Annotated in this window: 13 protein-coding genes; 1 reads left to right on the top strand and 12 read right to left on the bottom strand. The window is 25.8% G+C overall.

The window, feature by feature from the left end; all coding sequences use genetic code 11:
- Positions 1-302 precede the first annotated feature (302 nt).
- A complete protein-coding gene (locus ABDZ71_RS05860; protein ID WP_343759780.1) occupies positions 303-2,255 on the bottom strand; it encodes a fructose-specific PTS transporter subunit EIIC in 1,953 nt (650 codons plus the stop codon).
- A gap of 436 nt (positions 2,256-2,691) precedes the next feature.
- Here ABDZ71_RS05860 and ABDZ71_RS05855 point away from each other — a divergent pair, with 436 nt between their 5' ends.
- Positions 2,692-3,441, top strand: coding sequence for a MurR/RpiR family transcriptional regulator (locus ABDZ71_RS05855; protein WP_343759778.1), 750 nt, complete (start codon positions 2,692-2,694; stop codon positions 3,439-3,441).
- 87 nt (positions 3,442-3,528) lie between these two features.
- Here the strand turns inward: ABDZ71_RS05855 and ABDZ71_RS05850 are convergent, their stop codons facing one another.
- The 11 genes from ABDZ71_RS05850 to ABDZ71_RS05800 all read right to left on the bottom strand — a co-directional run bounded on the left by ABDZ71_RS05850 (position 3,529) and on the right by ABDZ71_RS05800 (position 14,103).
- Positions 3,529-5,121: a PH domain-containing protein gene (locus ABDZ71_RS05850; protein WP_343759777.1), complete on the bottom strand. Its 1,593-nt coding sequence runs from the start codon at positions 5,119-5,121 to the stop codon at positions 3,529-3,531.
- On the bottom strand, positions 5,111-5,605 hold the full coding sequence (locus tag ABDZ71_RS05845) for a PH domain-containing protein (protein ID WP_343759775.1): 495 nt from the start codon (positions 5,603-5,605) through the stop codon (positions 5,111-5,113). The genes ABDZ71_RS05850 and ABDZ71_RS05845 overlap by 11 nt, the downstream gene beginning before the upstream one ends.
- Before the next feature lie 281 nt (positions 5,606-5,886).
- The gene (locus tag ABDZ71_RS05840; protein WP_343759773.1) at positions 5,887-6,207 is read right to left on the bottom strand and encodes a DUF3784 domain-containing protein; all 321 of its coding nucleotides are present in this window, start codon (positions 6,205-6,207) and stop codon (positions 5,887-5,889) included.
- Between the two features lie 98 nt (positions 6,208-6,305).
- Positions 6,306-6,989 carry a YIP1 family protein gene (locus tag ABDZ71_RS05835; protein WP_343759771.1) on the bottom strand — a complete coding sequence of 228 codons (684 nt, stop codon included), beginning with the start codon at positions 6,987-6,989 and terminating at the stop codon, positions 6,306-6,308.
- 171 nt (positions 6,990-7,160) lie between these two features.
- Positions 7,161-8,318, bottom strand: coding sequence for an 8-amino-7-oxononanoate synthase (gene bioF / locus ABDZ71_RS05830; RefSeq protein WP_343759769.1), 1,158 nt, complete (start codon positions 8,316-8,318; stop codon positions 7,161-7,163).
- A 163-nt stretch (positions 8,319-8,481) separates the two neighbouring features.
- The gene (locus ABDZ71_RS05825; RefSeq protein ID WP_343759766.1) at positions 8,482-9,345 is read right to left on the bottom strand and encodes a 6-carboxyhexanoate--CoA ligase; all 864 of its coding nucleotides are present in this window, start codon (positions 9,343-9,345) and stop codon (positions 8,482-8,484) included.
- Positions 9,326-9,826, bottom strand: a complete 501-nt coding sequence (locus tag ABDZ71_RS05820; protein ID WP_343759764.1) for a hypothetical protein — start codon at positions 9,824-9,826, stop codon at positions 9,326-9,328. The genes ABDZ71_RS05825 and ABDZ71_RS05820 overlap by 20 nt, the downstream gene beginning before the upstream one ends.
- Before the next feature lie 165 nt (positions 9,827-9,991).
- The gene (gene bioA, locus ABDZ71_RS05815; protein ID WP_343759762.1) at positions 9,992-11,335 is read right to left on the bottom strand and encodes an adenosylmethionine--8-amino-7-oxononanoate transaminase; all 1,344 of its coding nucleotides are present in this window, start codon (positions 11,333-11,335) and stop codon (positions 9,992-9,994) included.
- A gap of 127 nt (positions 11,336-11,462) precedes the next feature.
- Positions 11,463-12,188: a dethiobiotin synthase gene (gene bioD, locus ABDZ71_RS05810; protein WP_343759760.1), complete on the bottom strand. Its 726-nt coding sequence runs from the start codon at positions 12,186-12,188 to the stop codon at positions 11,463-11,465.
- Positions 12,189-12,214: 26 nt separating this feature from the next.
- Complete coding sequence (gene bioB, locus ABDZ71_RS05805; RefSeq protein ID WP_343759758.1) at positions 12,215-13,195, bottom strand: biotin synthase BioB; 981 nt, start codon at positions 13,193-13,195, stop codon at positions 12,215-12,217.
- A gap of 272 nt (positions 13,196-13,467) precedes the next feature.
- Positions 13,468-14,103: a hypothetical protein gene (locus ABDZ71_RS05800; RefSeq protein WP_343759755.1), complete on the bottom strand. Its 636-nt coding sequence runs from the start codon at positions 14,101-14,103 to the stop codon at positions 13,468-13,470.
- Positions 14,104-14,150 lie beyond the last annotated feature (47 nt).

Genomic DNA, 14,150 nt, shown 5'->3' with positions numbered 1-14,150 from the left:
TAAACCTCCATTAAGCTAATTAAATTTAACATTTTAATCAGTTTACTTTATCTATAGAAATAGCCTAACTATAGATTTATTTTTCATATTAGTTTTTTAAATTACCTAGCTCTAACAGAGCTACCTTAAAATTTATAATTAACATCCTAGAATTTTTCTACTTATTAACTGGATCTATTAAAACTAAATTCTATAACAAAATTAATTAATTTTATACTAAAGGAGATAAAAACATGTATCTTTAAAATATAGTAATCTATTTATAAATACATGTTTTCTATCTCCATTAAAAAACAATCAATTTAACTTTCTTTCTTTTTAAGTAGTGCGGATCTTACAAATATATTTGCAATTGCTATAAATAAAACACCAGCTACAAGTCCTACTAAATAAGCCCATAAATTTTCTACAAGTGGCCATCCCCATATGGCTGGTAGTGGATTCCATTGAACAGCTCCAAGAGCTACTGCTACAACGGATCCAATCATTGCACCAATTATATTTATTGGAATTGTTATTAGTGGATTTTTTAGCATAAAAGGTATTGCTCCTTCACTTATAGCTAAAAATCCTAATAACAATGAAGTCTTACCTGTAAATCTCAAATTTTCATCAAATACACGTCTTTTAACAATATATTTATCAAGAATAGTTGCAAGACCAAGTCCCATAGGAGGTATTACAATTGCTAATACTCTAGCTGTTAATGGGAATATATGATCTGCTGCAAGTCCTATTGCTATTGCTCCTGCCGCTTTATTTATAGGTCCACCTAAATCAAAAGCTGTTGCTGCTGCAATTATCATACATAAAGAATAAGTTCCCGCTCCTGATGCTGATTGAATCGTATTTTTAAGCCATAAGTTTAATGATCCAAATACTGGGTCTACTATATAAAAGTTTATAAAAAATACTGTTAATACACTTATTGCTGGAATCAAAAACATAGGTTTCATTGCTGAAAAATTCTTAGAAAGTTTTATCTTATCATTAGCTAATTTTGATACATAACCTGCTAACAAACCTAAAACTAATGCTCCAAAGAATCCTGAAGGAATGCCACCTTCTATATTCCAAAAAGTATAGTGAAGTCCAGTTGCAAAAGCACCACCTATAAATCCTGATATTAATCCACTTCTATCTGCAATTGAATATGCAACAAAAGCTGAGAAAATAGGATACATAAATTTAAATATCATTCCACCATAAGCATCTAAATAATGAAGTATCTTTATAACTTGATTACCATCTACCGCATATTTTGCATTACCTATTTCATTTACTATTCCAAATCCCATTGCTCCAAGTTTAGCAATTCCCATCATAAGGCCTGCTGCAACAATTACCGGAATCATATATGAAATACCAGTCATTATAGCTTGAGTTATTTGAGATAAAATACCTTCTTTACCTTTTGAATCATCATTAGCTCTTCCATCATCTTCTTGATTTATTATTCCATCTGGATTATTTAATACCTTTTCAATTAATCCCTTAGAATTTTTCAAAGGATCTGCAACTTTTGTTTTAATATAAGGTTTACCATTAAATCTTCCAATATCTTTAGCTGCAATATCTGTAGCTAGTATAAGCCCATCTGCTTTTTTAATTAACTCTTTTGTATGTCTATCTTCAATACCATTTGCTCCTTGCTTTTCAACAAGAACTCTTATACCCATTTCTTTACCTGCATTTTCAAGTGCTTCAGCTGACATGTAAGTATGAGCGATTCCCGTTGGGCATGCTGTTATAGCAATTACTGTCTTTTCATAATTGTTGCTTACCTTTTCACTTTCATCTTTACAACTTAAAGCATTAATAAACTCTTTTGTAGTATTAGCTCCTTTAATTTTTTCAACAAAACTTTCATTCATTAAAGACCTTGAAAGTTCTGCTAAAAGTTTCAAATGAGTTGAACCTGCTTCTTCTTCAGGTATTGCAAGTAAAAACACCAAATCAACTTCATTTGATTTATCTATACTTTCCCAATCTTTTATTTTGTTTTTCAATCTAGCTACTGCAAACACTGGTTTTTTAACTACTTTTGATTTTCCATGAGGTATTGCTAGCCCCTTTTCTAAACCAGTTTCAGAAAGCTCTTCTCTTTTCATAACAGCATTTAAAAAATCTTGTTTTGAACTTAAATAACCGTTTTCATGTAGTTTTCCTACTAAAGCATCTATAACGTCTTTTTTTGATCTACCATCAAAATCTAATAATATTAAATTTTCATTTGTCATTTGCTTTAAATTCATAAACTTCATCTCCTTGCGTATTATTTGTTTAATTACAAAAATAAGTCCTCTTTAATATAAATGGAATAGTAACTTTGAATAATTACTTTTTCCATCATTTAATTTCATTATTAATAATTGAATTTTTTTAAATTTATTAGTATTCGAATTCGAATGTTAATGTCTATATTCTATTTATAACATACTTTTAAATGTTTTCATTGTACAAAAGATGTACATTTGTACTTAATGAGTATAATCTACATTTTATGTATAATACAAATTTAAAACCTTTTCTTTTCTATAACAAATTCATGTAAAATCATTCATACATAAGCTTAATAGTCTTATAATAACCAAAATATAACTTGATTAAAGTTATATTTATATTTAGAATAATATTAGATATTTTAATCTAACCTAGTAATATAGTTCAGTATTGTAAGGAGAATTATTCATGGGTAAATTATTAACTAAATTTCAAAATAAGCTATCTTCCCTTAGCTACTCTGAAAAACACGTTTTTTATTACATAGATAACAATTTAGATATTGCTAAAACTCAAAGTTTAACCAAAATGTCAGAAGTAAATAGTGTAAGCACAACAACCATTGTTAGAATGTGTCATAAGCTTGATCTTGCAGGGTTTTCTGAATTAAAATACATAATCAAAAATATAGAACAGGACAATTTATCAAGAAATGAGAATGTGATTGAATCTATAGTAAACGATATAAATTCAACTGCTGATAATATAAATAAAAATGATTTAAATGAACTTATTAGAATGATAGATAAATCTGAAAAAATAATAATAGTTTCTGTTGGACTTACTAAAGCTATAGGCGAGTACTTTTCAAAACTTTTAATGCAACTTAATAAAAACTCCATATATGTGTATGAATCACACATAATAGATTTACTGCCTAATACTCTCCATTACAAAGACTTAGTTATATTTATTTCAAATAGTGGTAAAACTAGAACCTTAATTTCAATAGCTGAAAAACTATCTTTTGGACATTTTAAAACAGCTTGCGTAGTAAATTCGCCAAACTCACCTTTAGCAAACCTTTCAAATTTATCACTAAGTAGTGAAGTTGAAAAACATGAATTTAAAGGATACGATATAACCCCTAGAAGTTCCTTAGTATTCTTAATCGATATAATATACAACTCATATATAATGTTTAAAAATAATAAATAATAAAATAAAGGAAAGTCATTTTAACTTTCCTTTATTTTATAAGTTAAGCAGCTAAGCTTTTCTTTGTATTTTGTTTTAATTTACAATCTAAAATTTTATATTTTCCTGCATTTTTTCATAAAGTATTTCTTCCATATATTTAACTTTAATAACATCTCCTAATTTATTAGAATATAAATCTATATTGTAAGTACATATTCCTGATTTCTTTTGAAATATAGTTTGTTTTTTAGTTATAGACTGAATATCATCTTCTCTTATTGTTGTTGTGATTTTTTTTAATCCACCATTACTTGCAATTAAACTATTTTCACTCATTCCTAAAGATGTATTTTTAAAATCAAGGAAGCTACTTACAAAAGAAAATATAAATATAATTATAATAACAGATAATTTTATATTACTAGGAACAATTTTTAATAATATATAGGTAGGTAAAAGTATTACAGACCAGATTATACATGGTTTTAAAATAAACCTTACCTTACTACTTTTAGGTGGAGTCTTCCTTTCTCCTTTAAAAACTAGATCCTTTAATATATCTTTTATAAAACTATCTTTCAAATTTTCGTTTACTATAGGATACAATATGGCTTTCTCATCTTTTTCATCACCATACCCTACAGTTATAAGTTCAAGTTCTCCTATTTTCATAAACTGTTGTAACAGGCTTTGTTTATACCTTATACCATATATCTTATCAAGCTTAAAAGAATACTGTTTTTTAGTAAAAAATCCATAAGATATACTAATCTTATCTTTATAAGTTTTTACTGTAAAATTATTAAGTCTTACCATCTCAAAGACAATAGATATTAAAACTATAATCATATATAGAAATACTATAAAAGCTATAAATCCTAGTATTATAACTAAAACTGACTTTGATTGTATAGCATTTAAATCTAAATATTTTTTAATAATTTGTGCAAATTTAAAATTAGTATTTTTAAATATATCATCAAGAAAATTATTTGCAGCAAAAAATAATCCTATTGCCCAGAAAATTTTACTTTTAGTTAAAGCATATTTAAATATTTCTTTTGCAGTTATTACTCTTTTATTTACTAAATCTCTATCTTTATTAAATGTTGAATTTTTAAAAATTTTATCCTTTTCATTTGAATTTTTCAAATCATTATAGGATACTTGTCCCTCTTCTTTTTTATCTTCAATATATAAATCTTTATGTACATATTCTTTTTCTATTTCATTAGATTTACTATTTTGTATATATTCTTTTTTAACTTTATCTTCACCTAGAATAGTATTCCTAAGATTTTCTAAGACTTCATACTTTACAATAACCTTAAACTCCGATTTTTCAGCAATAACACTGCCTGTATCTATCTTTAATGTATATACTTTAAAAATTCTATCTAAAATGCTTTGAGTAGAATCTATAGTATTTATTTTATCAAAAGGTATATCTTGTTTAGATTTTGAAATAACCCCTCTTTCTAAAACTAACATTCCATCTTTCACATAAAATCTAAATTTTCTCCAATCTAGTATTACAAAAAAAACACCAAGTACTATCCCTAACAAAACCCATAAAACTGTTTTTACATTTAATCCCTTTGTTATAAATAAAATTACTAAAAACCATGATGCTTTAATAAAAGTAAGTATTTCTTTTATAATATACAAATAATGATTTCTCATTGGCTTATCTATCATTTTCATCAACCTTTTCTTTTATCTTATCTTTTAAGTATTCACTAATCTCATTAGCTTTTTCTATACTTAAATTAGGAATTTGATGCTCTCCACCTGCAGTATACATATGAACATCTGCTAAATTTAATATTTTATTTATAGGTCCTTGATTTATCTTTATATGTTGAATTCTCACTATTGGGATTATTGTTGTTTTTATATAGTATATTCCTTCTGAAAACTCCACTTTGTCATTTGTTATTATATATTTCCATTGAGCATATTCTATAAATGGATATAAAATAAAATCTACTACTGAAAATAAAATTATTATTCCTATAATTACATTAATATAAAAACTACCATTTATAAAAAACTTTACATGAATTTTATCTGTAAAAAACCACTTAACACCTAAAAGTATTGCTGTAATAATAACTGCAGCTATACCTCTCGATATAACCCATGATTTTTTAGCATTTTTATCTAACTTATTATAGTTCATTTGTTGCCTCCTTCATTAGTATTAAAATTTATTACTATAAATAATATATTAGCTACACATTTTTGTATCTGCTTAAAAAATCAACATACTCCTTAGCTTACTTTAAGCTAACTTTAACAATCATTCTATATTTTTTTATTCCTTCAACTTTTTTACCTTCTAAAACAAGACTTTTTAATTCATTATATATAATAACAAAAATATCCATTATAATCTACTTTAGTCAAGTATAAAAGTACTATTATAATGGATTAATCTATTTTCTAATAAGATATATATTTTTATTTTTTAAATCTATTTCCTGTATTCGTATAAATAATAGCTCCTATTGTAACTATCGGTATCAAACAAGTAGCAATGGGTTTTAAAGATTCAAGTTCTAATACTAAACAAATACCCATGAAAATTATAATTGCAGAAATAACTAACATTAAATTACCCATAAAATTGCATAAAGCTTTTTCATCATACTTAGCTTTTTCCTCCTCTGAAGCCATGTTATATCCTGCAATTAAAAAACTTCCCTTTCCACATTTTAAAACAATTCCAAGTATAACAAATAATAAAGTAACTGCTACAAGTATTATAATTCCTACATCCATAAAAATACCTCCTTTTAAATATATTTTAAAGCTTGTGTTAATTATAAACTATACTACAATGTTTTATTTAAAATATATAAAAGTAATTCTCATACTTTCTAACTAACTTTCGTTAATCCTATACCTATTGCTATTCCTTCAAAAAATATAAAACATATTAAAGTTATTATAATAGCCTTCCTTTTAGAAATTTTAGAAACACTACATATGCCTATTCCTAGTAAAATATATTGCCATATTGAAAAAATATTTATACTGTCATATATTACTGCAGCAACAGTAGTATGTATTGCACTATTAGGATGTATTATAGGTTTTTGTGATATAAACATATACACTGCTTGTACTATATTATGTATAGCTATTGGTAAAGATGCTAGGCAATATATAGAAACTACCTTATTATACTTTAAAGAACATTTACTAGCCTTTAAAATCAAAAATATTATAAAGGAAACAGAAAATATTGTTACAACTACTGCAGCAACTGATAAAAAAATTTGAATACTAGGTTGATTAATAATATAAATAAATTTTTTAACTATTTCTGCAGATTGTGGATATATCCCTCTAGTTTGACTTTCAATAGTCTTTTTTATTACATTTTTCGGAAGACTAACTGAAACTATAGTATTAATAATTTTAGTTAAAATTAATATTAATAAAATTATTCCATAACTAAATGATTTACTAAGTTTTTTAAAAATGATTTTTGGATTTAAAAAGAAAAACTTAATATTATCTCTTAAAAGTAATTTCTCATTAATAGTATCTTCGCTCATTTTGTATTCCCCCTAATTGATGTCATATAAACTTTAATTTTTATATGATTTTCATTATAACACAATAAATACATATTTTGTATTAAAAATAAAATTAAGGAAACTTGTATATAATTTACGATAAAATAATACTCTTATCTAAATATTTATTATTAAACATATAAAATTACTTTACTTTAACTTTTTAAAAACATAAGATATTTTATCTAAAACAAAATTTAAATCTTCCTTTATATGAGTAGCCATTAATGTTATCCTAAGTCTACTTGTGTCTTTAGGAACACTAGGTGGTCGTATTGCAGGTATAAATATTCCTTCTTCAAATAACATCTTACTAAATTTCATAGCTTTATCCTCATCCCCTACAAGTAAAGGTATTATAGGAGTTTCACTTTCTAATATACAAAACCCCCTTTCTTTTAATTCTTCTTGAAACCATTTAGAATTATTTAAAAGATTCTTCCTTAAATTATTATCTTTTTTTATTATATAAAGAGCCTTTAAAGCTGCTGATACAACAATTGGTGAAAGTGCTGTTGAATATATAAAACTTCTAGCTTTATTTTTTAAATACTCTATTAATTCATAACTTCCTGCCACATATCCTCCTTCACTTGCTAAAGCTTTACTAAAAGTTCCTACTTGAATATCCACTTGACCCTTTAACCCAAAATACTCTTCTGTTCCAGAACCTTTTTCTCCTAAAATTCCAGTAGCATGAGCATCGTCTACCATAACCCAGATGTCATTATCTTTTGAAATTTTTATTATATCAGGAAGTTTTGCAATATCACCATCCATACTGAAAACTCCATCAGTTATAATAATTCTTTTAGCACCTTTATAAAGCTTCACCTTTTGTTTTAAATCTTTCATATCAGAATGTTTATAAACAACTATTTTAGCACCGCTTAGTCTACATCCATCAATAATACTTGCATGGTTAAATTCATCACTAAAAATAATCCACTCTTTATTGCAAATGGAAGTTATAACTCCTATATTGGCCATATAACCTGTATTAAATAAAAGGGCTGCCTCTCTATTTTTTAATATTGCAATTTCTTCTTCTAATTTTTTATGTATATCGTAACTTCCCGTTGTAAGACGAGATCCTCCAGAACCTACTCCATAATTATCAATAGCATCTTTAGAAACTTTTTTTATTCTTTCATCATCGCAAAGCCCTAAATAATTATTAGATGCCATAAGTAATACTTTCTTATCTTCAAAAGAGCAATATTTATTTTGAGAACCTTTTAAATATGTAAGTTCTCTATATTGACCTTTGTTTTTTATATTTTCTAGCTCTTTTTTTAAAAAATTCACTCTACCACCTCTATCTATTAATTTCTATTTGCTTTCTACATAAAAAGGATTCTTAAGTTATAGATAATTTTCACTCTACCTAAAACTTAGAATCCTTTATTTATCCACATATTTTTTTAAATAAAGTATTATATCACTTCACTAAGAAATATTTACTGACTAGTTATTTATCTAAATGTGACTTAATAAAATCCTTATAAGATATTATTCCCTTTATTTTAGGTAATTCATTTAAAATAACAACCTGCTTCTCTAAATATTCTATGCATTCGTCAATAGATACCTTTGAAGAATCAAAAACAAAAATTCTTCCACCATATAAAGAATTTTCATCTTTCATATGAGTAATTCTAACATACCCAAGTTCTTTTGAAGCTACATACCCTGCTACATATCCTTTGTCATCAGACATACAAATTTCTGCTATAATACCACTAAAACTAGAAACCTTTGTGGAAAGAGCAATGGCTTCCTTAATATGATTGTTATTTAAAAAATTATTAGTTAGTAGATGGTTAAGACTTTCTTTTATATTTTCTTCCCAATCTATAGATGTTGCTCTAATACCTCTTTCAAAATCTGGCTCTAACCTTTCTAATAAATTAATATCTAAAATCATAGCGCCACGCATATCATTAATATTTTTAAAAATACTAATGATTTCCTTTGACTTTTCTTTGGATATTCCTACTTTTTCTAAAATTTTCATAGAACATTCAAGACCTTCATTATAAGTTTTTACATCTATAGTAGTAACATCTAATGCTTTAACATATTTTATATCTTTTTGATTTATCTTATTTATAGATATATTTATAAAATCTGCTTCCCCCCTTGAATGATTCAAAGCTCTCTTTATTAAACTATTTGTAGCCTCTTTTATATTACCTTTAGAAATAATTCTTTCTGCTCCAGATATATGAATGGTATCATCTATTTTAAATTTCTCATTTAAAATCTCTTTACTATTTTCATTAAAAACTTTTTTAGAAGCTCTCATTTTAACATTATAAAGAATTTTTTCCATAACTTAATTCACTCCAAGGAATAACTTTTCTAACTCTATTTAATAATTTAGTTAAAGGATAAGATAAAATAGCTGTATACAACATTCCCGGGAATCCAGCTATAAGCATAACCATAATAGCTTTCTTAAAAAATATCCATAAAACTACTCTAGCTGCTATACTCCCTGTAGGACCACTTAAAATAATAGCTACTATATTTCCTTTAAATAAATGTATAATACCTCCAGCTACAACTCTAAATGTCATAGCAACTATAACATTTATAATATTTTGTGTACCTAAAAGCATACAAACAGCACTTGCAATTATTCCTGCTAAAAAATATCTTTTAAATCCAAAGCAGGCTGCAATAGCTACAGCTATTGGTGCTGAAAGCTGAAATTCTGATCCCATAAAAGGACTTGGTACTTTAAAAGATCCTGATAAAGCTATAATTACTGCAAGTAAACTTATAAGAACTAACTCTCTTGTTTTGTTCATTTTTCCTCCTATTAAGATTTCTTTTGTTTATTAAAAACATTATATTTTCTTATGTATTGCTTATAATTAAATAAATTATATATATTAAAAATATACTTATCTTTAAGAATCATCAATTTATTTTTTCTTTTAAAAATGTTATAAATCTAAAAACTTTTTTATTTTTTAATAATTTATATTATGAAAATATTCTTCTATACTTTCAAAACATTTATCTACCATAAATTTGATTTCTTCTTCATTTATAACATAAGGAGGAATAAAATAAAGTACATCTCCTAAGGGTCTTAAAATCACACCTTTAGTTAATCCTATTTTATAAATCTCATAACCTACTCTCATATTTAAAGGAAATCTCTCTTTAGTTTTAGTATCTTTAACTAGTTCTATAGCTGTTATCATTCCTATATTTCTTACTTCTCCTATATGCTCTACCCCTTCTGCTCTTTTTAATGTAAGGTTCTTTATTAATTTTCCTTTTTCTTTATTCCTTTTTATAATTTTATCATCTTCAAATATCTTTAAATTTTCCACTGCAATTGCACAAGCCATAGCATTTCCTGAATATGTGTGACTATGAACAAAGGACTTTCCTTCCCTATAGTCTCCATTAAAACAACTCCATATCTCATTTGTAGTCATAACTACAGACATAGGCATATATCCTGCAGAAATCCCCTTTGAAAGACACATGAAATCTGGACTTATTTTAGCATGATTACAAGCAAACATTTCACCTGTTCTACCAAATCCCATAGCAATCTCATCTGCAATTATGTGTATATCATATTTATCACAAATCTCTCTAAGCTTTTTTAAATATACTGGTGAATAAATTTTCATACCTGCTGCACCTTGAACCATAGGCTCAACTATAACAGCACTAATTTCTTCATGATTTTGTATTATTGTTTTTTTCATATTTTCAAAACACTTAGCTGCACAATTTTCTCTATTTAAATTATACTTACATCTATAACAATCCGGTCCTTCAACTCTTATTGTATCCATAAGTAAAGGCTTGTATATTTTATTAAATTCATCTAAATCACATACAGCTAAAGCTCCTAGAGTTTCTCCATGATATGCATCTTTTAATGCAACAAATCTTTTCTTTTTAGTTTTTCCTTTTTGCATATGATACTGAAAACTCATTTTTAATGCTATCTCTACTGATGAAGATCCATTATCTGAAAAAAACACTTTTTGTAACGGCTCTGGCGTTATATTTACAAGTCTTTCAGAAAGTTCAATAGCTGGTTTATTAGAAAAATTAGCAAATATAACATGTTCAATATTATCTATTTGTTTTTTCAAAGCTTCATTAATTCTCTTATTACTGTGTCCAAAAGTACTTGTCCACCAAGATGATATGCAATCCAAATATTTATTCCCTTTTATATCATAAAGCCAAACACCTTCACCTTTTTCAATAACTATAGGCTCAACTTTCACTTGAGAACGAGGATGCCATACATATTTTAAATCTTTCTCTATATAACTATTCATGAAAAATTCCCCTCTCTTATCTTTTAGTACCTTTAATCTCTATTTTTTTTAGGCACATTAAAATAAATAATTAGTCAGTATATTAATCTATTTTATTAATATTTAAATATTATTTTTGTTACTCTAACTATAATTCTTTAAAAAACTTAATTAACTCACAAACATTAAGAGATTCTATACTCTTTTCTCTTATCTTTTCTACCATATCTTCTTCTAAATCCTTTATCTTTGGAAATTTAGCTATAATAGGGATTTTAGTTATTTTCTCTATCATTTTTATATTGTCATTACACAAAAGGTTGTTTTCATAGTTATTTGCTATTATCCCTCTTATATTAACCCCTATATTATGAAGATATTTCACCGTTAATACTGTATGATTAATTGTTCCAAGGCCTGATCTTGTAACAATAATTACATCCATATTCAAATCTTTAATAAGATTTTCAAGTGAATATATCCTTTCATTTTCATATATTAATGGACATACAATTCCACCACTACCTTCTGCAATTATATAATCATACTTTTCTTTTAAATAATTATATTTTTCTTTTATTACTTTAATATCAATTTTTTTATTTTCAATTTGTGCTGCAAGATGAGGTGACACAGCAGTTTTATATACATAAGGATTTATATTTTTATAACATTCTTTAAGCCCTGAAACTTCACTAACTATCTTTGTATCTCCTGGAACAACTTCTTCATTAATTTCTAAAGCTCCACTTAAGGCTGCCTTAAAATAAGTTGCATTATATCCATTACTTCTTAAAACATTAATAATACCAGCAGTTACAATAGTTTTTCCTACATCAGTGTCTGTTCCAATTATAAATATACCTTTAGTCATTTTTAACCTCCAAGATAACTTTAAAATTAAGAATTTTTTCTAACTTTTAACTTTAAATCATTTATCATTTTTTTATCATCACATATTTTATTACCAGATGTTGTTAGATAATTCCCAGTTATAGTAGCATTAGCTCCTGCTATAAAACATCCTTCTCCAAAGTTTTCTATTTGATTTCTTCCTCCTGCAAGTCTTATAAATGCCTTTGGATTAATAAATCTAAATATTGCAACTGTTTTTAATATATCTTCTTGACTTAAGCTATCTGCATTTTCAAGTGGTGTTCCCTTAATTGGATTTAATATATTTATAGGAATAGACTTTATATTTAAACTTCTCAACTCAAAAGCTAGTTCTAATCTATCCTCTATACTTTCTCCAAGTCCAATAATTCCTCCTGAACAAACCTCTAACCCTGCATCTTTAGCTGCATTTATAGTATGTATTCTTTCATCATAACCATGGGTTGTACATATATTTTCATAATAACTTCTACTAGTTTCTAAATTATGATGATACATTTTTACTCCTTCTTCTTTAAGCCTAATTAAATCTTTATAATCTAATATTCCTAAAGAAGCACATAAATCTATTTTTGTATTATCTTTAACTTCTTTATATATATCAATTATTTGTTCTAATTCATTTTTACATGCTCCTCTACCACTTGTAACTAAAGAAAATCTATTAACCCCTTCATTTTGATTCTCTCTAGCCAATTTTAAAGCATCTTCTTTTGAAACAATTCCATGAACTTTTATATTAGTTTTATAATGAGAAGATTGAGAACAAAACTTACAATCTTCACTACACTGTCCAGATTTAGCATTCATTATTGTACATAAATCCACTTCATTACCACAAAAATATTCTCTTATTTTATTAGCACTTTTACATAACTTTCCTATATCATTTTTCTCTACATTTGTTAATTTCATAGCCTCTTTGAAATTTATAAGTTCCCCTTTTAAAACTTTATCTTCAAGCATTTTAATAAATTGTTTCACTAATATCCCCTCCACCCTAGTTTGTTTTCTCCATTTGTACTACATTATATCTTAATGCCAAAGGATTGTAAACCAATATTATTTTTATAGTTTACAATACTTACAGATTATATCAAACTACCTTAGCATTATATAATATATTTAACATTATTGATTCAAAATATATAATCTTAAATATATTAGACACTTATAAAAAACAATAAAATAAATAACCATATAAAATATGGTTAAAGAAGTAACATATTTTGTATGGTTATTTTAATTATATATATCTAATTTAATTCTTTTTGTATAGCTGGATGAATATATTCTGAGTCAGCTATATTAATTATATTTTTATAGTTAAGAACTGCTGTTTCTTTTAAATTTTTAATATTCATTTTCTTATAGGTTTCCCTTGAAAATCCTAGTTGCATAGCATTTTCAACTTTTTCATTCCCATATTCATCTTGGAATTTACTTTCTATCCAATAATGTACAATATCAATCTTACTATTAACAAATAGTTTTTCAATTACATCTAATGTAATTTTACAACATCCTTTTGCTAAAGATTCTCCACTCCAATAATCTGCTGGTGGCTTTATTACATCAATTATTTTTTTGCCTTTTTCTTCACTTATAGTAACTTTACATGATTTAAAATCTGAACCTAAAGCTTTTTTTACATTTTCCTCTGTAATTTCACTATTAGAAAAATCAAATTCTTCTTTCTTCTTTTCTTTTTCTACCTTATGTTTTTTTGTTTCTACTTTGTGTTTTTGAGCTTGTACTTTAGGAGTATTCTTAGTTGATGTATCTGTAGTTTTATTTTTATTAATAACATTACTTGCTACCCCCATTATTAATATAATAACTATCCAAAACCAAATTTTTTTATAAAGTGGTTTATTAGTCTTTCGTTCCATCTTATTCCCTTCTTTCCATATATTATAACTAAAATATTATACTATAT

This window comes from Clostridium oceanicum (assembly GCF_039521385.1).
Classification (GTDB): domain Bacteria; phylum Bacillota; class Clostridia; order Clostridiales; family Clostridiaceae; genus Clostridium_F; species Clostridium_F oceanicum.
This window is presented reverse-complemented; position numbering and strand designations above follow the sequence as displayed.

Coding starts and splice junctions, on each gene's coding strand:
- bioA (WP_343759762.1), bottom strand. CDS start 11,335: ATGAATAGTTATATAGAGAAAGATTTAAAATATGTATGGCATCCTCGT.
- ABDZ71_RS05825 (WP_343759766.1), bottom strand. CDS start 9,345: ATGGAAAAAATTCTTTATAATGTTAAAATGAGAGCTTCTAAAAAAGTT.
- ABDZ71_RS05845 (WP_343759775.1), bottom strand. CDS start 5,605: ATGAACTATAATAAGTTAGATAAAAATGCTAAAAAATCATGGGTTATA.
- ABDZ71_RS05850 (WP_343759777.1), bottom strand. CDS start 5,121: ATGATAGATAAGCCAATGAGAAATCATTATTTGTATATTATAAAAGAA.
- ABDZ71_RS05820 (WP_343759764.1), bottom strand. CDS start 9,826: ATGAACAAAACAAGAGAGTTAGTTCTTATAAGTTTACTTGCAGTAATT.
- ABDZ71_RS05835 (WP_343759771.1), bottom strand. CDS start 6,989: ATGAGCGAAGATACTATTAATGAGAAATTACTTTTAAGAGATAATATT.
- ABDZ71_RS05800 (WP_343759755.1), bottom strand. CDS start 14,103: ATGGAACGAAAGACTAATAAACCACTTTATAAAAAAATTTGGTTTTGG.
- ABDZ71_RS05840 (WP_343759773.1), bottom strand. CDS start 6,207: ATGGATGTAGGAATTATAATACTTGTAGCAGTTACTTTATTATTTGTT.
- ABDZ71_RS05860 (WP_343759780.1), bottom strand. CDS start 2,255: ATGAATTTAAAGCAAATGACAAATGAAAATTTAATATTATTAGATTTT.
- bioD (WP_343759760.1), bottom strand. CDS start 12,188: ATGACTAAAGGTATATTTATAATTGGAACAGACACTGATGTAGGAAAA.
- ABDZ71_RS05855 (WP_343759778.1), top strand. CDS start 2,692: ATGGGTAAATTATTAACTAAATTTCAAAATAAGCTATCTTCCCTTAGC.